Genomic DNA, 21,170 nt, shown 5'->3' on the forward strand with positions numbered 1-21,170 from the left:
GGAGTCCTTGTGACCAACATTCCGGAGACCGGCCGTACCTCCCGGGTGCAGATCCGGCTCGTGATCATCCAGGTTCTCGTCTGCTCGATGTTCCTCACCCTCGGCGGCCGGCTCTGGTACCTCCAGATCCGCAACGGCGCCGAGTACTACCACGAGGCCAAGAGCAACCACGTCCAGCGGGTCGTCCAGCCCGCCGTGCGCGGGACGATCCTCGACGCCCGGGGCGTCGCCCTCGCCGACAACGAGACCCGCCTGGTCGTCTCCACCAGCCGCACGGCGCTGATGAAGATGAAGGACCGCGGCCATGACGTCATGACCCGCCTCGCCGGGGTCCTGGACATGACCCCCAAGGCGGTCATGGAGAAGGTCCGCCTCTGCGACTCCCAGACCCCCGCGCCCTGCTGGAACGGCTCCCCGTACCAGCCGATCCCGATCACCCTCGACGCCACCACGCAGCAGGCGCTGCAGCTGCGCGAGCGCCCCGAGGAGTTCCCCGGCATCACCGCCGAGCCCGTCGCGGTCCGCCGCTACCCGGCCCCCGGCGGGGCCCGTACCGCCCAGGTGCTCGGCTACCTCTCGCCGGTCACCGACGAGGAGATCCAGAAGGCCAAGGACACCGACTCGCCGCACCTGCGCTCCGACCAGGTTGGCCGATCCGGGATCGAGCGCACGTACGACAAGTACCTGCGCGGCAAGGCGATGGTCACCTCCTACGAGGTCGACAACCTCGGCCGGGTCATGCACCAGACCGAGTCCGACCCGGGCGTGCCCGGATCCACCCTCGTCACCAGCATCGACGCCCGGGTCCAGTCCGTGGCCGAGTACGAGCTCCAGCTGGCGATGAAGACGGTCCGCCAGGAGACCGACAAGATCACCGGCCGCAAGTACGAGGGCGACTCGGGCGCCGTCGTCGTCATGGAGACCAAGACCGGCCGGGTCGTCGCGATGGCCTCCCAGCCCGACTACGACCCCAACGCCTGGGTCGGCGGCATCGCCGCCAAGGACTACGCGCGCCTCACCAGCGAGGGCTCCAACTACCCGCTGCTCAACCGGGCCATCCAGGGCCAGGCCCCCGCCGGCTCCATCTTCAAGGTGGTGTCGGCGAGCGCGGCCGTCCGGGCCGGGTACGCCTTCGACGACAAGTACAACTGCAGCGCCTCCTACAGCATGGGCAACCGGAGCTTCGCGAACTTCGAGTCCAAGGGGCACGGCCCCATCACGCTCGGCGAGGCCCTCAAGTTCTCCTGCAACACCGTCTTCTACGCCCTCGGCCACAAGGAATGGCAGCGCGACGGCGGCCTCAAGCCCAAGAAGGACGCCCACGACTGGTTCTACCGGACCGCCCGCGAGTTCGGCCTCGGCTCCGAGACCGGGATCGACCTGCCGAACGAGGTCACCGGCCGCATCCCCGACCGGGGGTGGAAGAAGGGCTTCTGGGCGGCCAACAAGGACTCCTGGTGCAAGCAGGGCAAGAAGGGCGGCACCTACGTCGAGCAGATCGCCTACGAGAGCTGCCTCGAAGGCAACCAGCTCAAGGCGTTCGACAGCATCAACTTCGCCATCGGCCAGGGCGACGTCCTCGTCACCCCCATCCAGATGGCCACCGCCTACTCGGCGATCAGCAACGGGGGCACCCTCTACGACCCCACGGTCGGCAAGGCCGTGATCAGCGCCGACGGCAAGCACGTCCAGATGATCAAGCCGAAGGCGCACGGCAGGCTGCCGATCGACGCCAAGACCGTCAAGGACCTCGACAAGGGCCTGCGCATGGTCGTCGAGCCCGGCGGCACCGCCGCCTGGCGCTTCGGCGGCTGGCCGCTGGACAAGATCCCGATGCGGGCCAAGACCGGCACCGCCCAGGTCTACGGCAAGCAGACCACCTCCTGGCTGGCGACCTACACCGACGACTTCACCATCGTCATGACCATCTCCCAGGGCGGCACCGGCTCCGGAGCCTCGGGCCCCGCCGTCCGCAACATCTACAACGCCATCTACGGCCTGGACATGGCGGGCAACCAGGACCTGAAGAAGGCGCTCCTCCTGGGACCCGAGAAGAAGCTGCCCAGGATCCGCCCCGACGGCGGCATCGATTCCCCCGAGATCCGGCCGTACGTACCCCCGTCCCCGGAAGAACTGGCGCCGCCCGCGCTTGCCGGCCCGCCCGCCCAGCGCCCCGCGCAGCACGACTGAGTACCGAGGACCGACATGCAGACCGCCAACAAATTCTCCGTGGCCCGGTACGCGCCGGAGCAGCGGGGAGCGATGGCCAAGCTCACCGCCCGCGACTCCGTGGTGCGCCGGCTCGACTGGCCGATACTCCTCTCGGCGCTCGCCCTCTCCCTCATCGGCGCCCTGCTGGTGTGGTCGGCGACCCGCAACCGGACCTCGCTGAACAACGGGGACCCGTACTACTTCCTCTTCCGGCACGCCATGAACACCGGCATCGGCCTCGTGCTGATGATCGGCACCATCTGGCTCGGGCACCGCACCCTGCGCGGCGCCGTACCGATCCTCTACGGGCTCTCCGTCGTCCTGATCCTCGCCGTACTCACCCCGCTCGGCGCCACCATCAACGGGGCCCACGCCTGGATCGTGGTCGGCGGCGGCTTCTCGCTCCAGCCCTCCGAGTTCGTCAAGATCACGATCATCCTGGTCATGGCGATGCTGCTGGCCACCCGGGTGGACGCGGGAGACCTCGCCCACCCCGACCACCGCACCGTCGTCAAGGCGCTCTGCCTGGCCGCCTTCCCCATGGGCATCATCATGCTGATGCCCGACCTCGGCTCCGTCATGGTCATGGTCGTCATCGTGCTCGGCGTCCTGCTGGCCTCCGGCGCCTCCAACCGCTGGGTGCTGGGCCTGCTCGGCTCGGGCGTCGGCGGGGCCATCCTGATCTGGCAGCTCGGCATCCTCGACGAGTACCAGATCAACCGCTTCGCGGCCTTCGCCAACCCCGAGCTCGACCCGGCCGGCGTCGGCTACAACACCAACCAGGCGCGCATCGCCATCGGCTCCGGCGGCCTGACCGGCTCCGGCCTCTTCAAGGGCTCGCAGACCACCGGCCAGTTCGTGCCGGAGCAGCAGACCGACTTCGTCTTCACGGTGGCGGGCGAGGAGCTGGGCTTCGTCGGAGCCGGGCTGATCCTGGTGCTGCTCGGGGTCATCCTGTGGCGCGCCTGCCTGATCGCCCGAGAGACGACCGAGCTGTACGGCACGATCGTGTGCGCCGGGATCATCGCCTGGTTCGCCTTCCAGTCCTTCGAGAACATCGGCATGACCCTCGGGATCATGCCCGTGGCCGGACTCCCGCTGCCCTTCGTGTCCTACGGAGGATCCTCGATGTTCGCCGTGTGGGTGGCCATCGGGCTGCTCCAGTCGATCAGGGTGCAGCGGCCCATGTCGGCTTGACCCGGCGCCGGGCCGGGGCGGGATCGGGCCGGCCCGGGTCGGGACGGGACGGGCTCGGGGGCGGGCTCAGGTCGGCTCGATCCCTCGGTTGGCGGGCTGTTTTTCCGCCGCACCAGCCGTTTTCCTTCCCGCCGCATTCCGTTCAGGACTACGTTCGATCCATGGCGGACACGAAGCGCGAGATCGAGCGCAAATTCGAGTTCAGGAGCACCAAGGCCGGACGGCGCGGGGTGCCCGACCTGACGGGCACGGCCGCCATCGCGGCCGTCACCGACCAGGGCACGGCCGAGCTCGACGCCACCTACTACGACACCCCCGATCAGCGGCTCGCCGCCGACGGGCTGACCCTGCGCCGCCGCACCGGCGGCAAGGACGCCGGCTGGCACCTCAAACTGCCCGTCGCCCCCGGCGTGCGCGACGAGATCACCGCCCCCCTCGGCGACACCGTGCCGGACGCGCTGACCGCGCTGCTGCGCTCCCGCGTCCGCGACACCCCGCTGGAACCGCAGGTCAGGCTGCTGTCCTCGCGCAAGCTCAGCCACCTCCTCGACGCCGACGGCGCCCTCCTCGCGGAGCTGTCCACCGACGCGGTGCGGGCCGAGCGCGCGGACGCCACCGCCGCCTGGACCGAGGTGGAGGTCGAGCTCGCCGACGGCGCCGACCCGGCGCTGCTCGACGCCGTGGAGACGGTCTTCCGCAAGGCCGGACTCCGGGTCAGCGACGCCCCCTCCAAGCTCGCCCGGGCGCTGACCGAGACCGGCGGGCAGCCCCCGGCCCGGACGGCTGCCGCCACCGGCCCCGCCGAGGACACGGTGGGCGCGCACGTGCTCGCGTACCTGCGCGAACAGCGCGACACCCTCATCGCCCAGGACCCCGCCGTACGCCGGGGCCTGCCCGACTCCGTCCACCAGATGCGGGTCGCCACCCGGCGGCTGCGCGGCGCCTTCAAGACCTACCGGCGGATCCTGGACCCCGCCGAGACCGGCCCGATCGGCGAGGAGCTGCGCTGGCTCGCCGCCGAGCTCGGCGTCGACCGCGACCAGGAAGTCCTGCTGGAGCGGATCCAGACCCGGCTCGACGAACTCCCGCGCACCCTCGTGCTGGGCCCGGTCCGCGGCCGCCTCAAGATCTGGAACGTCGCCCGCCGCGCCGGCTCGCGCCGCGCGGCGCTGGCCGCGCTCGACAGCCGGCGCCACGTCGCCCTGCTCAACGCCCTCGACGCCCTGCTGGCCGACCCGCCGCTGCTGAAGGCCGCCGCCCGGCCCGCCGCGTCGGCCCTGCCCGCGGCGGTCCTCGGGGACTACGAACGCCTCGCCGGCAGGATCGAGGGAGCCCTGTCCATGGACCCGGGCGAAGACCGCGACCTGGCCCTGCACGAGGCCCGCAAGGCCGCGAAGCGCACCCGGTACGCGGCCGAGGCGGCGGCCCCGGCCCTCGGCAAACCCGCACGCAAGCTGGCCAAGACGGTGAAGGCGGTCCAGAGCCTGCTCGGCGACCACCAGGACGGGGTCGTCGCCCGCGACGCCCTGCGCGGCCTCGCCGTCCAGGCGGCCGGCGCGGGGGAGTCCTCCTTCACCTGGGGCCTGCTCTACGGCCGTGAGGAGGCGCTGGCCGACCGCCGCGAGCGGGAGCTGCCGCAGGTGTGGGCGGCCACCGCGGGACCGGCTGCGGCGGTGCGCGGCTGATCGCGCGGGCGGTGGGGCTCCGGGCCCCGGGGTACGCTTGAGAGTCGCCCCCTGCCCGCTTCACGAAAGTCGCGTGATGACCGAGTCGGTCTTCCCTCAGCTTGAGGCCCTGCTTCCGCACGTCCAGAAGCCGATCCAGTACGTCGGCGGTGAGCTCAACTCCACGGTCAAGCCGTGGGAGAGCGCCGACGTCCGCTGGGCGCTGATGTACCCGGACGCGTACGAGGTCGGGCTCCCCAACCAGGGCGTCATGATCCTGTACGAGGTGCTCAACGAGCGCGAAGGCGTGCTCGCGGAGCGCACGTACAGCGTGTGGCCGGACCTCGAAGAGCTGATGCGCGAGCACAAGGTGCCGCAGTTCACCGTCGACTCCCACCGTCCGGTCGGGGCCTTCGACGTCTTCGGGCTCTCCTTCTCCACCGAGCTCGGCTACACGAACATGCTGACGGCGCTGGACCTCGCGGGCATCCCGCTGGAGGCGAAGAACCGTACGGTCGACCACCCCATCGTGCTCGCGGGCGGCCACGCGGCCTTCAACCCCGAGCCGATCGCGGAGTTCATCGACTGCGCGATCATCGGCGACGGCGAGCAGGCCGTCCTCGACATGACCGAGATCATCCGCGCGTGGAAGGCCGAGGGCCGCCCGGGCGGGCGCGAGGAGGTCCTCCTGCGCCTCGCGAAGACCGGCGGCGTCTACGTGCCGGGCTTCTACGACGTCGAGTACCTGCCGGACGGCCGCATCGGCCGCGTGGTCCCGAACCGCTCCGGCGTGCCGTGGCGCGTGTCCAAGCACACCGTCATGGACCTCGACGAGTGGCCCTACCCCAAGCAGCCCCTGGTCCCGCTCGCCGAGACCGTCCACGAGCGGATGTCCGTGGAGATCTTCCGCGGCTGCACCCGCGGCTGCCGTTTCTGCCAGGCCGGCATGATCACGCGCCCCGTGCGGGAGCGAAGCATCACCGGCATCGGCGAGATGGTGGAGCGCGGCCTGAAGGCCACGGGCTTCGAGGAGGTCGGCCTCCTCTCGCTCTCCTCGGCGGACCACACCGAGATCACGGACATCGCCAAGGGCCTGGCCGACCGCTACACGGACGAAAAGGTGGGCCTGTCCCTCCCGTCGACCCGCGTGGACGCCTTCAACATCGACCTGGCCAACGAGCTGACCCGCAACGGCCGCCGTTCCGGTCTGACCTTCGCCCCCGAGGGCGGCTCCGAGCGCATGCGCAAGGTCATCAACAAGATGGTCTCGGAAGAGGACCTGATCCGTACGGTCGCCACCGCGTACGGCAACGGCTGGCGCCAGGTGAAGCTCTACTTCATGGTCGGCCTGCCGACCGAGACCGACGAGGACGTGCTCCAGATCGGCGACATGGCGGTCAACGTCATCGCCAAGGGCCGCGAGGTCTCCGGCCAGAACGACATCCGCTGCACCGTCTCCATCGGCGGCTTCGTCCCCAAGCCGCACACCCCCTTCCAGTGGGCCCCGCAGCTGTCGGCCGAGGAGACGGACGCCCGCCTCGGCAAGCTCCGCGACAAGCTCCGCGGCGACAAGAAGTACGGCCGCTCCATCGGCTTCCGCTACCACGACGGCAAGCCCGGCATCGTCGAGGGCCTGCTGTCCCGCGGCGACCGCCGCATCGGCGACGTCATCCGCGCCGTCTACGAGTCGGGCGGCCGCTTCGACGGCTGGCGCGAGCACTTCTCGTACGACCGCTGGATGCAGGCCGCGGAGAAGACGCTGCCCGCGTACGGCGTGGACGTGGCCTGGTACACGACCCGCGAGCGCACCTACGAGGAGGTCCTGCCCTGGGACCACCTCGACTCCGGCCTGGACAAGGACTGGCTCTGGGAGGACTGGCAGGACGCCCTCGACGAAACCGAAGTCGAGGACTGCCGCTGGACCCCGTGCTTCGACTGCGGCGTGTGCCCGCAGCTCGACACCAGCATCCAGATCGGCCCGACGGGCAAGAAGCTGCTGCCGCTGTCGGTCGTGAAGTAGCGCGTCCGCACCCCGTCCCTACGACGACGGCCCGTCCGACCCACTGGGGTCGGGCGGGCCGTCGTCGTGCGGGGGGTGTGAGGTGGACCATAAAGATCGAACGGGCGTGCGCCGGTTTCGCTAGGATCCGCTGGCCCCATGCGTCTCAGTGATCGACACGAGGCGGGGGCCGATTCCTGGGGGGAATCCCGTGCCACACCTTTTCCGTGCCGTCCGCTGTCGGGGGAGAGACGGACGCCGCGGCGTCGTCGCGCTCGTCGCCCTGATCGTCGCCGTACTGGCCACGCTCGTCGGACCGGTCGGCGCCGCCACCGCGGCGGTGACGCCGAAGGACGGCCAGTCGGCCGCCGTATCGCCCGCCGCTTCGCCCGTGGCCGAGGGAGCCTCCGCGCTCACGGCCGCGCCCGCGCCGAAAGCGGCGCCCGCAAAGCCCGAGCCGAAGCGCCCGGAACCCGCTGCCGCGCGGGCCACCGCCGCGCGCGAGGTCAGCCGTACCGCGGGCGCCGACACCTGCTCCGGTGCCATCGCGCCGGACACGCTCTACACCTGCGCCGAACGCCCCGAGGGCGGCTCCCGGTTCACCTTCACGCTGACCTCGGCGACCGACCTGGTTCTCGTACAGGCCGTCTCCCTCAGCGGCGGGACCGAGTACCCCAAGCTGACCGCGCCCGACGGGTCCGCGGTCGCCTGCACCTCGGTGTACGGCACCGAGGCGCGCTGCCCGACCAACAAGGCCGGCGCCTACACCCTCGACGTCAACAGCTCCTCCACGGGCGGCTTCTCCGTCTCCTACAAGGCGCTGCTGTCCAGCACCACCTGCACCAACGTCGCCGCGTCCTCGGCCACCCTCGGGGCGCCGAGGGCCGTCGAGGCCACCCTGGCCGCCGGCTCCACCGGCGACTGCTTCCGCCTGCCCACGGCGTTCGCCGCGGGATCCGTCCTGCGCGCCCACCTGACCTCCTACGAGGTACTGGGCACGATCTACGACGCCACCGGCAAGCAGCTCTGCTCCACCCGTGACGAGGGCCTGGACTTCGACTGCAAGCTGACGGGCACCGCCCCGTTCACCCTGCTGGTCAACGAGGAATACGGACGGAGCGTGCCCTACGGGTTCACCGTCGCCCGCCTGTCCGGCGCCAGCGGCTGCCCGGTCGTCGACGCACAGGCCTACGGCACCGTCCCCGACGCCGGCTCCTCGGTGCCCTGCCGCATCCTGCGCGTGACGGCCGCGGGGCCCTACGTCTTCGGTCCGGTCGGGACCTCCTCGTGGACCTACGGGACGCTCCACCGGGTCAACGGCACGGAGGTCTGCACGTCGACCCCTCTCACGCCGTGCACCCTTGCCGCCGGCTACTACACGTGGGCGCGTGGCGCGGACAACCTCAAGGACGCGTACGGCATCTCGTTCTACGCGACCAACCAGACCGCCGGCTGCACGGATGCACGCGACGACGGCTTCGCATCCGGTCCCGCGCAGGGCACCTTCACCGGAGCGGGCCAGCAGCTGTGCCGGACGCTCCCGACGGCCACCGGCAAGGGGCTGTACTTCTACGACACCCCGCCAGCCGACGACGGCGCGAACGTGGACACGACGGTCTACGACGCCAAGGGCGTCCAGCAGTGCGTCGCCACGTCCGGCCTCTCCGTCTGCAAGCTGACCGGCACCGCCCCCTTCCGCGCGGTGCTGTCCGCCCCCACCACGGGCGCCTACCGGATGACCATCCACGGCACGGGCAACACGGCCGGCTGCGCCACCTGGGACAGCAGCCCCTTCGGTCCCTCGCCGGGCACCACGTTCGATCTCACCGCTGACAAGCAGGTCGCGTGCCTCGCGCTCGGGGCGGGCAAGCACTCGACCGCCGAGATGATCGACTACACGAACACCACCAACCGGGTCAACGCCTCGGTGCAGATCTACGACGGCGCCGGCAACCAGGTGTGCAGCACCGTCGGGGGTTCCACGACCCGCTGCGACCTCCAGGCCACCCCCGCCTATTCGGCGCTGCTCATCGGCACCGGCTACACCGACAGCTACCGGCTGGTCCGCCGGGACATCTCGCAGACCGCGAAGTGCCCCGCGCCCACCTCGCTGACCGTCGGCGGCGCGTCCACGGGCTACACCTTCAAGTCCGCCCTGGACAGCACCTGCCTGCAGTTCAAGACGGCCACCACCGACAAGCTCGTGATCTCGCAGCGGACCCCCACGGCGGCGTACCGCACCGGCGCCGTGCTCGTCGTGGTCGACGCCACCGGAAAGGCCCTCTGCCGGCAGTGGGGCAACGCCTGCCGGGTCACCGGCTCGACGGGATACCTCGTCTACGTGCTGGCCTCCGGCTACGACGGCAGCACCCCCATCGTGGCGCACATCGACACCTGGAAGGTCGCCACCGCGGCCGGCTGGGCTCCGGAGTGCACCTCGAAGCGCATCGGGGCGGAGAACTTCCCCGTGCGCAGCGGCACGCTGACCGAGGCCGCGGCCGGTTACTGCGCCGTCGCCACCGTGAAGCCGGGGCAGCGCTTCAACATCTACGGCGCGGACAACAGCGTGGCGTCCGGGACCAACCCCAACGTGGAGATGCTGAGCGCCACCGGCTTCACCGGTTCGGGCCTCGACCCGCTGGTCCAGTGCGGCAACAACAACGTGGGTGACTTCGACTTCTACTGCTCCACCTCGCAGAGCGCCCCGCAGGGCGAGTACCTCTTCCTGCTGAGCGCCTACACGGCGGCCACGCCGCTCAAGTACCAGATGCAGGGCGTCTGTGTCTTCGGGTGCGCCTCGCGCCCGAAGCAGGCCGACGCCACCTCGGTGACGCCGGCGACGAGCCCCGCCGGGACCACCACCAAGGTGGCCCTGCGCGGCACGAACCTGACCCTCGGTACCGACGTGGTCCTGAGGGCCGCCGACGGCAGCACGAGCCCGTACCGGATGGTCCGGGCGACGGCGGTCAACACCGCCGGGACCGTGCTCGTCGTGGAGCTCAGCACCTTCGGCCTCGAGCCCGGCACCTACGACCTGGTGCTGGACAGCCCCGGGTTCACCGCGGGCACCCGCTCGCCCGGGTACCTCCCCGGTGCCTACAAGGTGACGGCCGCCCCGCCGCCCGCGCAGACCCCGCCCGGCGGTCACCCGCTGGCGAACTGACCGGACGGCGACGGCCCGTACCACCCCGCACGGGGCGGTACGGGCCGTCGCCGTGTCCGGACCGTTGCGGTGTTCACCGCAACGCGGGGGGCTCCTGCGGAGTCCTTATCTGCATGGAACTGCAAGAGGCGCGCGCACCCGGGGGAGAAGGCTGCCTCGTCGGAGTCGTCCGGATCCCCGTGAAGGTCGTGGCGGTGCTGGTCGTGCTGCCCCTGCGGGTGCTCTGGGACCTGCTCGTCGCCGCGGCGCGGATGCTGAACCGGAGCGTCCTCGGGCCGCTGGGGCAGGCGTTGCGCTGGTTGTACGAACGGGCCGTGCTGCCGGTACTGCGGGGGACCGGGTGGCTGATCGGGGCCCTGTTCAAGCTCGTCTTCCACTGGCCCTGGGTGGGTCTCTGGCGCTACGTCATCTTCCCGGTGGGGCGGGCCGCGTACGTGTACCTGCTGCGGCCGACGGGCGTCGGGCTCTGGCGGTACCTGCTCGTCCCGGTCTGGCAGTACGGGCTGCTGCCCGCCGGCCGGGGCATCGCCTGGCTGCTCGTGGGCGCCGTCCGGTACCTGCTCGTGCTGCCCGGCGGCGCGCTGTACCGCTACGTCCTCGCCCCCGTCGGGCACGCGCTGCGGTGGCTGGCCCGGGGGTTCGCGGCCGGTGCGGCCTGGCTGGCCAAGGCCCTGTTCGTCTGGCCGTGGGTCGCACTGTGGCGGTATCTCGTACGGCCCGTGGTGGCCGGGGCCTGGCAGTACCTGCTCGCACCGGCCGGGCGAGGGGTCTGGGCGTACCTCCTCGTGCCGCTCTGGCAACTGCTCGTCGGGGCCTGGCACCTCGCGGGGCGGGTGAGCCGGGCGCTGGGGCGCGGGCTGCTGTGGGTGTGGCGGTGGGCCGTCGTGCGGCCCGCCGGGTGGCTGCGCCGGCGCGTGGTCACCCCCGTCGGGAACGCGCTGCGCGCCGGGTGGGCCGCAGGCCGCCGGGCCGCCCGGGCGGTGCACCGGCAGGCGATCGCTCCCGTCGGCCGTGCGGTCGGCGAGGTGTGGCGCGCCTCCCGCCTCGCGGTGCGCGAGGCGCGGGCCGACGTACGGCGGGCGCTGTTCGGGGGGCCGCCCCGGGAACCAGCGAGGTCACAGGCGCGTACTCTGGGTAGTAACAGAGCCGCAGGCGACACGCCCGCCACGCAGATCCCGACGAGCCCCCTGCACAAACAGGGGTGAGCCGGAGGGCAGGCGAGGCCGGCAGGCCCCACAGACCTCAGGGCGACGCGCGAGCCGCGGAGCCCCGCACAAGGAGATGAACCACTGGGCAAGCGACAGCCCGAAGGCCCGCCTCCCGCACCGGTAGTGCAGCGCATCCGCCTGCGCTACACCAAGCGCGGCCGCCTCCGGTTCACCAGCCACCGGGACTTCCAGCGCGCCTTCGAGCGGGCCCTGCGCCGCTCCGAGGTGCCCATGGCGTACTCGGCGGGCTTCACCCCGCACCCCCGCGTCTCGTACGCGAACGCCGCCCCGACCGGGACCGGCAGCGAGGCCGAGTACCTGGAGATCGCCCTCGCCGAGCCCCGCGACCCCGCGGTCCTGCGCGAGCTGCTCGACGAGTCGATGCCCGTCGGCCTCGACATCATCGACGCCGTCGAGGCGCACACCTCCGGCCTCGCCGACCGGCTGACGGCCTCCGTGTGGGAGCTGCGCCTGGAAGGCGTGGAGCCCGGGGACGCCGAGAAGGCCGTCGAGGCCTTCCTCGCCGCCGAGGCCGTGGAGGTCCAGCGCCGCACCAAGAACGGCATGCGGACCTTCGACACGCGGGGCGCCGTGGTCAGCCTGGAAGTGGTTCCCGTTACGGCCACCGCAGCGGCTGATAGGCCCCTGGACAATGCTTGTGCGATACTGCGGCTGGTTGTTCGGCATCTGACACCTGCCGTGCGACCCGACGACGTCCTGTCCGGTCTCCGAGCTGTGGCCGACCTAACGCCGCCGGTCCCCGCTGCGGTGACCAGGCTGGCGCAGGGGCTCTTCGACGAGGAGTCCGGCACGGTGACCGACCCGCTCGCGCCCGACCGCGAGGCTGTCACGACCGCCCCACCCACGGCGGCCGTAACCGCCGACGCGAAGGCGCCGGAAGGTCCCGCCGCGTAAGGATCGTCGTCGTCGCGCAGCCCTGGGACTCGGGAGCCACCTGGGTCGGGCCGCGCACAGACCTGAAGACTTGAAGACTTCCGCCAGGCCGTACGGACTTTCGCGTACGGAACCGGCGGCCATTGAACTGAGCTCCCGTGTGGCGAACGCGCCCCGGAGGCCGGTTCCGCGCTCATTACGCGGGGCCGTGCCGGACCGGAAGTCAGCCGCGGCGCCCGGGAGCGTGACGGGAGAAACCCCGCATGCTCAACAACGAAAACGACAACACCGCCAACAACGCTGCCGCCGACAGTGGCAGCCCGAGCGACAACCTGCCGCCGCGCAGGCGCCGGCGCGCCGCGTCCCGGCCGGCCGGCCCGCCCGGCGGCGCCGTAGCCGCCGCCGAAGCCGCTCCGGCGCCCGTGGTGGCCGCAGCTCCCGCCGAGGATGCCGCCCCGGCCGCCGCCCCGGCCCGTACCCGCCGCCGTGCGACCCGCGCCGTGGCCGCCCCCGAGGCTTCCGCAGCCGAGGTCGTCGTCGAGGCTCCCGCAGCCGCTCCGGCCGCCCCGGCCGTCGAGGAGGCCGCTGCTCCCGCGCCGCGTGCCCGTCGCCGTGCGACCCGCGCCGTGGCGGCCCCCGAGGCGCCCGTCGCCGAGGCTCCCGCGGCTGCTCCGGTTGCCGAGGTCGTCGAGGAGGCCGCAGCCCCCGCGCCGCGTGCCCGTCGCCGTGCGACCCGCGCCGTGACCGCTCCCGAGGCCCCCGTTGTGGAGGCCCCGGTGGCTGCTCCCGCCGCCGAGGTCGTCGAGGAGGCCGCAGCCCCCGCGCCGCGTGCCCGTCGCCGCGCCACTCGCGCCGTGACCGCTCCCGAGGCGCCCGTCGCCGAGGCCCCGGTCGTCGAGGCCCCCGTGGCCGCTCCCGCCGCCGAGGTCGTCGAGGAGGCCGCAGCCCCCGCGCCGCGTGCCCGTCGCCGTGCGACCCGCGCCGTGACCGCCCCCGAGGCGCCCGCCGCGGAAGCCGCCGTGGCCGAGGCTCCCGTCGCCGCCGCCAAGGCCACCGTCACCGTCGCCGACGCCGTGGACTCCCCGAAGCGCGGCGGCCGCCGCCGCGCCACCCGTTCCACCACCGCTCCGGCCGCCGCCGCCCCCGCCGCGCAGCCGGTGGCTCCGGCCGCCGAGGCGCCCGCCGCCGAGGCTCCGGCCCGTGGCCGCCGCGCCGGGCGTCCCGCCGTCGCCGTATTCCAGGCCCCGGTGTTCGCCGAGCCGATGTTCCAGACCCCGGAGACCGCAGCCATGATGGCCGCGGCCGCCGCTGCCGCCGCCCCGGCCGAGGAGGTCGAGGAGGAGGAGCTCGACCTCGTCGAGGCCGAGGTCGAGGCCGCCCCCGCCCCGCAGCCGGCCGGCCGTCGCCGCCGCCGTGGCCGCGGAGCCGCCGCCGAGACCGCCGCGCCCGTGGCCCAGGCTCCGGCCGCCGCCGCTGCCGCGCCGTCCGGCCCGGTCACGCTGGCCGACGTAGAGCTGGTCGAGGAAGAGGCCGAAACCGAGTCCGCCGAGCTCTACGAGGACGAGACCGACGAGTCGGGCGACCGCCCGTCGCGCCGTCGCCGCCGCGGTGGCCGTCGCCGTCGTCGCGGTGAGGCCGCCGACCTCGACGAGTCCGCCGAGGAAGAGGCCGAGGCCGCCGAGTCCGCCGAGGAGGCCGACGAGGAAGAGGCCGAGGACGACGAGGAGAACGGGGCCCTCGGCTCCAGCTCCAGCCGTCGTCGCCGGCGTCGTCGCCGTCGCAGCGGTGACGGTGGCACGGACGCCGACGCGGCCGAGGACGACGGTGTGCGCACGGTCGTCAAGGTCCGCGAGCCGCGCCCGGCGCGCGAGCGCGCGGAGGCCCTCACCGGCTCCACCTCCTCCGACGAGGTCCAGTCCATCAAGGGCTCGACCCGCCTGGAGGCCAAGAAGCAGCGCCGCCGCGAGGGCCGCGAGCAGGGCCGCCGCCGCGTCCCGATCATCACCGAGGCCGAGTTCCTGGCCCGCCGCGAGGCCGTCGAGCGCGTCATGGTCGTCCGCCAGTCCGGCGAGCGCACCCAGATCGGCGTCCTCGAGGACAACGTGCTCGTCGAGCACTACGTCAACAAGGAAGAAGCCACCTCGTACGTCGGCAACGTCTACCTGGGCAAGGTCCAGAACGTGCTGCCGTCCATGGAGGCCGCCTTCATCGACATCGGCAAGGGCCGCAACGCGGTCCTGTACGCCGGTGAGGTCAACTTCGAGGCGCTCGGCATGGCCAACGGGCCGCGCCGCATCGAGGCCGCCCTCAAGTCCGGCCAGTCGGTCCTGGTGCAGGTCACCAAGGACCCGATCGGCCACAAGGGCGCCCGCCTGACCAGCCAGGTCTCGCTGCCCGGCCGCTACCTGGTCTACGTGCCCGAGGGCTCGATGACCGGCATCAGCCGCAAGCTGCCCGACACCGAGCGCGCGCGCCTGAAGACCATCCTCAAGAAGATCGTTCCCGAGGACGCGGGCGTCATCGTGCGCACCGCCGCCGAGGGCGCGAGCGAGGACGAGCTGCGCCGCGACGTCGAGCGCCTGCAGGCCCAGTGGGAGGACATCCAGAAGAAGTCGAAGCAGATCTCGACCTCTTCGCCGAGCCTCCTGTACGGCGAGCCGGACATGACCGTCCGCGTCGTGCGCGACATCTTCAACGAGGACTTCACCAAGGTCATCGTCAGCGGTGACAGCGCCTGGGAGACCATCCACGGCTACGTGAACCACGTGGCCCCGGACCTGGCCGACCGGCTGAAGCGCTGGACCTCCGAGGTCGACGTCTTCGCGACGTACCGGATCGACGAGCAGCTCGCCAAGGCGCTCGACCGCAAGGTGTGGCTGCCCTCGGGCGGTTCCCTCGTGATCGACAAGACCGAAGCGATGATCGTCATCGACGTCAACACCGGCAAGTTCACCGGTCAGGGCGGCAACCTCGAAGAGACCGTCACCAGGAACAACCTGGAGGCGGCCGAGGAGATCGTGCGCCAGCTGCGGCTGCGCGACCTCGGCGGCATCGTCGTCATCGACTTCATCGACATGGTCCTGGAGTCCAACCGCGACCTGGTCCTGCGGCGCATGCTGGAGTGCCTGGGCCGCGACCGCACCAAGCACCAGGTCGCCGAGGTGACCTCGCTGGGTCTGGTCCAGATGACCCGCAAGCGGGTGGGCCAGGGTCTGCTGGAGTCCTTCTCCGAGACCTGCGTCCACTGCAACGGCCGTGGCGTCATCGTGCACATGGAGACCCCGACCGTGGTCGGCGGCGGTGGCAACGGCAAGCGCTCCAAGCGCCGCGGCGGCCAGGGCGGACACGAGCACGACCACGAGATCGAGGCCGTGGACACCGCCGAGGGTGATGACTACGAGATCGAGACCGAGGCGGAGCTGGCGGCCGAGGTCGCCGCTCCCGTGGCGCTGCCCGAGCCCTCCTTCGTCGCCGACGAGGAGCTCTACGGCAGCCCGGCCGAGGCCGAGGCCGCTGCCGGAGGAGTGAGCGGGCGCCGCAACCGCCGCCGCGCCACCCGCAAGGCGACCGCTCCGGCGGGCGCCCCGCGCGGTGCGGCGACGGACCGTGCCCCGGCGGCCGCGGCTCCCGTGGCCGAGCCGGTGGTCGAGGCGGATGTCATCGAGGTCGTCGAGGCCGTGGAGCCCGAGATCGCCATCGAGGCGGTCGAGATCGCCGAGGCCGTCCAGGCCCCGGAGCCGGTCGCGGAGGAGGCCCCCAAGGGCCGCACCCGCCGCCGCGCCACCCGTAAGGCGACCGCTCCGGCGGGCGCCCCGGCCGAGGCCGTCCAGGCCCCGGAGCCGGTTGCCGAGGCCCCCGCGGCCCCGGTGGCCGAGCCGGAGCCCGAGGCCGTCATCGAGGCCGCACCGGTCGTCGTCGAGGCCCCGGCCGAGACCCCGGCCGAGCCCGTCGAGGCCGCGCCGGCCCGTCCGCGTCGCCGTGCCACCCGTAAGGCCACCGCTCCGGCCGGTTCCCCGGCGGGCGCGGAGGCGGCCGTACTGGTCGTCGAGGCTCCGGTCGAGACGCCGGCGGAGACCCCGGCCGAGGCCGAGGCCGTCGTCGAGGAGGCCGCCCCGGCGGCTCCCGCCAAGAAGGCGGTCCGCAAGACGGCCGCCAAGAAGGCGACCACGACCGCGGCGAAGAAGGCCCCGGCCAAGAAGGCGGCGGCCGTGAAGAAGACCGCCGCCAAGAAGACGACGACGGCGAAGACGGCCGCGAAGAAGACGGTCGCGAAGCGGGCGACGAAGAAGACCGCGGCGGCGGAGCAGCAGACGCTGCCCTCCGTCTCGGCTCCGACCGAAGCCTGATCCGCGGCTCCCGCTGCACCCGGCCCCGCCCGGCACCGCATTCGGTGCCGGGCGGGGCCTTTTTCCGCGGCGTACGCCCACGGCGCCTGTGCGCCGCCACAAGGGCCCGGCGCTTCCCCGCGCGGGGCGGGGCCGACGGCGGGCCACGGCACGACGAGGCGGGCGCACACGGCCGTCGGGCGGCCTCGAACGGGTCACCGACCGGGCGGCCACCGGGCGGCCGGCCCTGGTCCGGCGCCCGCGGGCAGCGCTGCGGACAGCCGGGCCGGCCCGCCGGGGCCCCGTTCGGGACCCCGGTTTGACCCTCCAGACCGGGCCCCGTAACCTAGGTCGCTGGCGTGTCTATGTGCACGCCAATCCACTGAGCACCTCACCTCCCGTACCGCCGCCTCGCGGCTGGGACGGGGGAGGCCGGCCTGCGGTTCGTCGCGGGGTCGGCTGGCTTCAGGGGTTCCCGAACTCGAGTGAGAGAGAGATCCGCGTGTACGCCATCGTGCGCAGCGGTGGTCGCCAGCACAAGGTTGCTGTCGGCGACATCGTTGAAGTTGACAAGATTCCCACTGCCAAGGTTGGCGACACGGTCGAGCTCTCGACCCTGCTCGTTGTCGACGGCGAAGCCGTGACCAGCGACCCGTGGGTCCTGGCCGGCATCAAGGTCCAGGCCGAGATCGTGGACCACCACAAGGGTGCCAAGATCGACATCCTTCGGTACAAGAACAAGACCGGCTACCGCCGTCGCCAGGGTCACCGCCAGCAGTACACGGCGATCAAGGTCACCGGTATCCCCGCGGCTGCGAAGTAAGAGGGACTGAGACATGGCACACAAGAAGGGCGCATCGTCCACCCGGAACGGGCGCGATTCCAACGCTCAGCGGCTCGGCGTGAAGCGCTTCGGCGGTCAGGTCGTTTCCGCTGGTGAGATCCTCGTCCGCCAGCGCGGCACCCACTTCCACCCGGGTTCGGGTGTCGGTCGTGGTGGCGACGACACGCTGTTCGCGCTGCAGGCCGGTTCGGTCGAGTTCGGCACGCACCGTGGCCGCAAGGTCGTCAACATCGTTCCGGCCGCCTGATTCAGCTCTGCTGATCTGAAGCGTTCGTAACACCCCGAGGGCGGATCTCAACTCTTCCCGGCGCCAGCCGGGAAGAGAGGTCCGCCCTCGGCGCGTTGTCACATAGACACGTTTAATGGGTAGCAAGGCCTACCCCCCGGGCTTTCCGGGATATTCCCGCTGTATCTGGAGGAACAACCATGACCACCTTCGTGGACCGCGTCGAGCTGCACGTCGCCGCGGGTAACGGGGGCCACGGCTGCGCCTCCGTTCACCGGGAGAAGTTCAAGCCGCTCGGCGGCCCCGATGGCGGCAACGGCGGCCGTGGCGGCGACGTCATCCTGGTGGTGGAGCAGTCGATCACCACCCTGCTGGAGTACCACCACAGCCCCCACCGCAAGGCCACCAACGGCGCGCCCGGCGCGGGCGACAACCGCTCCGGCAAGGACGGCCAGGACATCATCCTGCCGGTGCCGGACGGCACCGTCGTCCTCGACAAGGAGGGCAACGTCCTCGCCGACCTCGTCGGCCAGGGCACCACCTACGTGGCTGCCGAGGGCGGCCGCGGTGGTCTCGGCAACGCCGCGCTCTCCTCTGCCCGCCGCAAGGCGCCCGGCTTCGCCCTCCTCGGCGTACCCGGCACCGGCGGCGACGTCATCCTGGAGCTCAAGACCGTCGCCGACGTGGCGCTGGTCGGCTTCCCGAGCGCCGGCAAGTCCTCGCTCATCTCGGTGCTCTCGGCCGCGAAGCCGAAGATCGCCGACTACCCCTTCACCACCCTCGTCCCGAACCTGGGCGTCGTCACCGCCGGCTCGACGGTCTACACGATCGCCGACGTCCCGGGCCTCATCCCGGGCGCCAGCCAGGGCAAGGGCCTCGGCCTGGAGTTCCTGCGCCACGTCGAGCGCTGCTCGATCCTCGTGCACGTCCTGGACACCGCGACGCTGGAGTCCGACCGCGACCCGCTCGCCGACCTCGACGCCATCGAGGAGGAGCTGAAGCTCTACGGCGGCGGCCTGGAGAAGCGCCCGCGCCTCGTCGTCCTCAACAAGGTCGACATCCCCGACGGCCAGGACCTCGCCGACATCGTCCGCCCGGACCTCGAGGCCCGCGGCTACAAGGTGTTCGAGGTCTCCGCGGTCTCCCGTACGGGCCTCAAGGAGCTGTCCTACTTCCTCGCCGAGGTCATCGCGAAGTTCCGCGCCCGTACGCCGAAGCAGGAGGCGACCCGCATCGTCATCCGGCCGAAGGCCGTGGACGACTCGGGCTTCACCATCGCCTACGACGAGGCCGAGGACGTGTACCGCGTGCGCGGCGAGAAGCCGGAGCGCTGGGTCCGCCAGACCGACTTCAACATCGACGAAGCCGTCGGCTACCTCGCCGACCGCCTCAACCGCCTCGGCGTCGAGGCTGCGCTGAAGAAGGCCGGTGCCCGTGCGGGTGACGGCGTCGCCATCGGTTCCGACGAGAACGCGGTCGTCTTCGACTGGGAGCCGACCATGATGGCCGGCGCCGAGATGCTGGGCCGCCGCGGTGAGGACCACCGTCTGGAGGCTCCGCGTCCGGCGACCACCCGCCGCAAGGAGAAGGAAGCCGAGCGGGATTCCGCTCAGAAGGAGTACGACGAGTTCCGTCCCTTCTGACCGGGGCCCGTGTCCGTGGACGACGGCCGGATCTCCGGCCGTCGTCACAGGCGAGTCACAGGTTCCGTTTATCGCCCGTTGGAGTGACGCGTCTTAAGGCCACGTTTACTCTGGTGGCCTAGGATCCACGGGTGACGACCACCAATACCCCCACAGTTGCCGTCGTCGTGATCGCGTACAACGATGCCGAGCTCGTCGGTCAGGCCGTCTCCTCGGCCCTCGCCCAGGGGCCGGTTGTCGCCGAGGTCATCGCGGTCAACGATGCGTCCTCCGATGGCACCGCCCAGGTGCTGGACGAGCTGGCGGCCAGCCACCCCCGCGTGAAGGTCGTGCACCGCACGGAGAACAGCGGGGGCTGCGGCACGCCCCGCAACGACGGGATCGCGGCTGCCACCGCCCCGTACGTCATGTTCCTGGACAGCGACGACGTCCTGCCCGCCGGGGCGATCGACGCCCTGGTGCGCGCGGCCGGCGAGCACCGGTCGCCGGTCACCGTCGGCTCCTGCGTCCGCCGTGAACTGCCCGAGAGCCGCGACGTGCCCTGGGTGCCCGGCCTGTACACGCCGGGCGAGGTCATCGACCGCCCGGCGGACAGGCCGCAGCTGGTCCGCGACACCCTCTGCGTCAACAAGCTGTACGAGCGGGCCTTCCTGGACATGTACGGGATCCGCTTCCCGGACGGCCGGTTCATCTACGAGGACTTCGTGTTCACGGCCCGCGTGCTGGCGGCCCGCCCCCGCATCGCGGTGATCGGCGACCTCGTCTACGTGTGGCACGTGCGCCGCAACGCCGCCCAGGTCTCCATCTCCCTGGACCGCAAGGACGTCGGCAACTGGAGCGCCCGCGTCGAGGCCCACCGCGTGGCCTCGCGCCTCATGACCGCCTCCTCGCCCGAGCTGGGCCGTGCCTGCCAGGTCAAGTTCCTGGAGTACGACCTGCGCATGTACCTGCGCGAGCTCGGCGAGGACCCCGGCTACCAGGCCGCCTGGTGGACGCTGACCCGCGACTACGTCGCCGGGTTCGCCGACGCGGACATCGAGGCCGCCGGGGCGCACGCCCGCTGGATCGTGCGGGTGCTGCTCGCCAACGAGGCGCCGCCCGCCCCCGCCGACCTGCTGCGGCTGACCCGCTTCGCCGCCGACCCGCCCCGCCTGCTGCCCCCGTACGCGACCGGCCCCTCCGGAGCGCCGGTCTGGAGCGACACGCTGCCGGTGGAGCTGGACGGACTGGAAAAGCTGGAGACGGCCGAGCTGCCCATCACCATCGACGCCGAACCGAGCGGCTGTGCGGGCCTGCGGATCCAGGTGCACGACCTGTACGGGCGCCTCGCCGCGGCCGGCCCGCGCACCGTCCAGCTGTGCTTCCAGCCCCGGGGCGACCTGGGAGAGCTGCTGGTCGCCGAACCGGTGGAGCTCACCCCCGCGGGGGACGGCGACCGGTGGACCGCGTTGCTGCCCTTCCGGCTCACCACCCTGGCGAGGCTCGGGCGGGGCGAAGGCCGGCGGGGCCTGCAGGCGTGGGACGTGAAACTGAGCGTGGAGTGCGCCGACGGGAGCTCCGTGGTCACCTCCCCGCGCCCCCTCAGTCGCCTGCTCCACCGGCGGGTGCTGCCCAGCAGCCGGTACGGTGTGCTGTTGGCGCAGCCGTACCGCACGACCGGCGGATCGCTGGCGCTGAGGCTCGCGCCCGGTGCCTCGGGCGTCATGAGCCTGGCCCGCCACCGGTTCCACAGAGCTCGCATAATCCGCGGCTAGCGCGGGCCCCGGCCGCCCCGGCAGCCGGGACGCAAGGCCGGA

12 protein-coding genes are annotated in these 21,170 nt (G+C 72.3%); all 12 read left to right on the forward strand.

Features of this window, described 5'->3' with window-relative positions:
* Positions 1-9 precede the first annotated feature (9 nt).
* The 12 genes from mrdA to OHA37_RS25785 all read left to right on the forward strand — a co-directional run bounded on the left by mrdA (position 10) and on the right by OHA37_RS25785 (position 21,128).
* Positions 10-2,190 (forward strand): penicillin-binding protein 2, encoded by a 2,181-nt coding sequence (gene mrdA, locus OHA37_RS25730; protein ID WP_266908935.1) that lies wholly within the window; start codon positions 10-12, stop codon positions 2,188-2,190.
* 15 nt (positions 2,191-2,205) lie between these two features.
* The gene (gene rodA, locus OHA37_RS25735) at positions 2,206-3,408 is read left to right on the forward strand and encodes a rod shape-determining protein RodA (RefSeq protein ID WP_266908937.1); all 1,203 of its coding nucleotides are present in this window, start codon (positions 2,206-2,208) and stop codon (positions 3,406-3,408) included.
* A gap of 161 nt (positions 3,409-3,569) precedes the next feature.
* The gene (locus OHA37_RS25740) at positions 3,570-5,093 is read left to right on the forward strand and encodes a CYTH and CHAD domain-containing protein (protein ID WP_266908939.1); all 1,524 of its coding nucleotides are present in this window, start codon (positions 3,570-3,572) and stop codon (positions 5,091-5,093) included.
* Positions 5,094-5,166: 73 nt separating this feature from the next.
* Positions 5,167-7,092: a TIGR03960 family B12-binding radical SAM protein gene (locus tag OHA37_RS25745; protein WP_266908941.1), complete on the forward strand. Its 1,926-nt coding sequence runs from the start codon at positions 5,167-5,169 to the stop codon at positions 7,090-7,092.
* 190 nt (positions 7,093-7,282) lie between these two features.
* On the forward strand, positions 7,283-10,234 hold the full coding sequence (locus tag OHA37_RS25750; RefSeq protein ID WP_266908942.1) for a hypothetical protein: 2,952 nt from the start codon (positions 7,283-7,285) through the stop codon (positions 10,232-10,234).
* Positions 10,235-10,347: 113 nt separating this feature from the next.
* The gene (locus tag OHA37_RS25755; protein ID WP_266908943.1) at positions 10,348-11,439 is read left to right on the forward strand and encodes a hypothetical protein; all 1,092 of its coding nucleotides are present in this window, start codon (positions 10,348-10,350) and stop codon (positions 11,437-11,439) included.
* Positions 11,440-11,565: 126 nt separating this feature from the next.
* The gene (locus tag OHA37_RS25760) at positions 11,566-12,357 is read left to right on the forward strand and encodes a TIGR03936 family radical SAM-associated protein (protein WP_266908944.1); all 792 of its coding nucleotides are present in this window, start codon (positions 11,566-11,568) and stop codon (positions 12,355-12,357) included.
* 242 nt (positions 12,358-12,599) lie between these two features.
* Positions 12,600-16,682: an Rne/Rng family ribonuclease gene (locus OHA37_RS25765; RefSeq protein WP_266908945.1), complete on the forward strand. Its 4,083-nt coding sequence runs from the start codon at positions 12,600-12,602 to the stop codon at positions 16,680-16,682.
* A gap of 481 nt (positions 16,683-17,163) precedes the next feature.
* Positions 17,164-17,484: a 50S ribosomal protein L21 gene (gene rplU / locus OHA37_RS25770; protein ID WP_214950890.1), complete on the forward strand. Its 321-nt coding sequence runs from the start codon at positions 17,164-17,166 to the stop codon at positions 17,482-17,484.
* 13 nt (positions 17,485-17,497) lie between these two features.
* Positions 17,498-17,752 carry a 50S ribosomal protein L27 gene (rpmA, locus tag OHA37_RS25775; protein WP_030013081.1) on the forward strand — a complete coding sequence of 85 codons (255 nt, stop codon included), beginning with the start codon at positions 17,498-17,500 and terminating at the stop codon, positions 17,750-17,752.
* 179 nt (positions 17,753-17,931) lie between these two features.
* Complete coding sequence (gene obgE / locus OHA37_RS25780; RefSeq protein ID WP_266908946.1) at positions 17,932-19,374, forward strand: GTPase ObgE; 1,443 nt, start codon at positions 17,932-17,934, stop codon at positions 19,372-19,374.
* 131 nt (positions 19,375-19,505) lie between these two features.
* Positions 19,506-21,128: a glycosyltransferase family 2 protein gene (locus tag OHA37_RS25785; RefSeq protein ID WP_266908947.1), complete on the forward strand. Its 1,623-nt coding sequence runs from the start codon at positions 19,506-19,508 to the stop codon at positions 21,126-21,128.
* Positions 21,129-21,170 lie beyond the last annotated feature (42 nt).

This window comes from Streptomyces sp. NBC_00335 (assembly GCF_036127095.1).
Taxonomy (GTDB): Bacteria; Actinomycetota; Actinomycetes; order Streptomycetales; family Streptomycetaceae; genus Streptomyces.

Bases quoted from the DNA above. Each gene is read 5' to 3' on its own strand.
- OHA37_RS25765 (WP_266908945.1), top strand. From the start codon at position 12,600: ATGCTCAACAACGAAAACGACAACACCGCCAACAACGCTGCCGCCGAC.
- OHA37_RS25755 (WP_266908943.1), top strand. From the start codon at position 10,348: ATGGAACTGCAAGAGGCGCGCGCACCCGGGGGAGAAGGCTGCCTCGTC.
- OHA37_RS25740 (WP_266908939.1), top strand. From the start codon at position 3,570: ATGGCGGACACGAAGCGCGAGATCGAGCGCAAATTCGAGTTCAGGAGC.
- rodA (WP_266908937.1), top strand. From the start codon at position 2,206: ATGCAGACCGCCAACAAATTCTCCGTGGCCCGGTACGCGCCGGAGCAG.
- obgE (WP_266908946.1), top strand. From the start codon at position 17,932: ATGACCACCTTCGTGGACCGCGTCGAGCTGCACGTCGCCGCGGGTAAC.
- rpmA (WP_030013081.1), top strand. From the start codon at position 17,498: ATGGCACACAAGAAGGGCGCATCGTCCACCCGGAACGGGCGCGATTCC.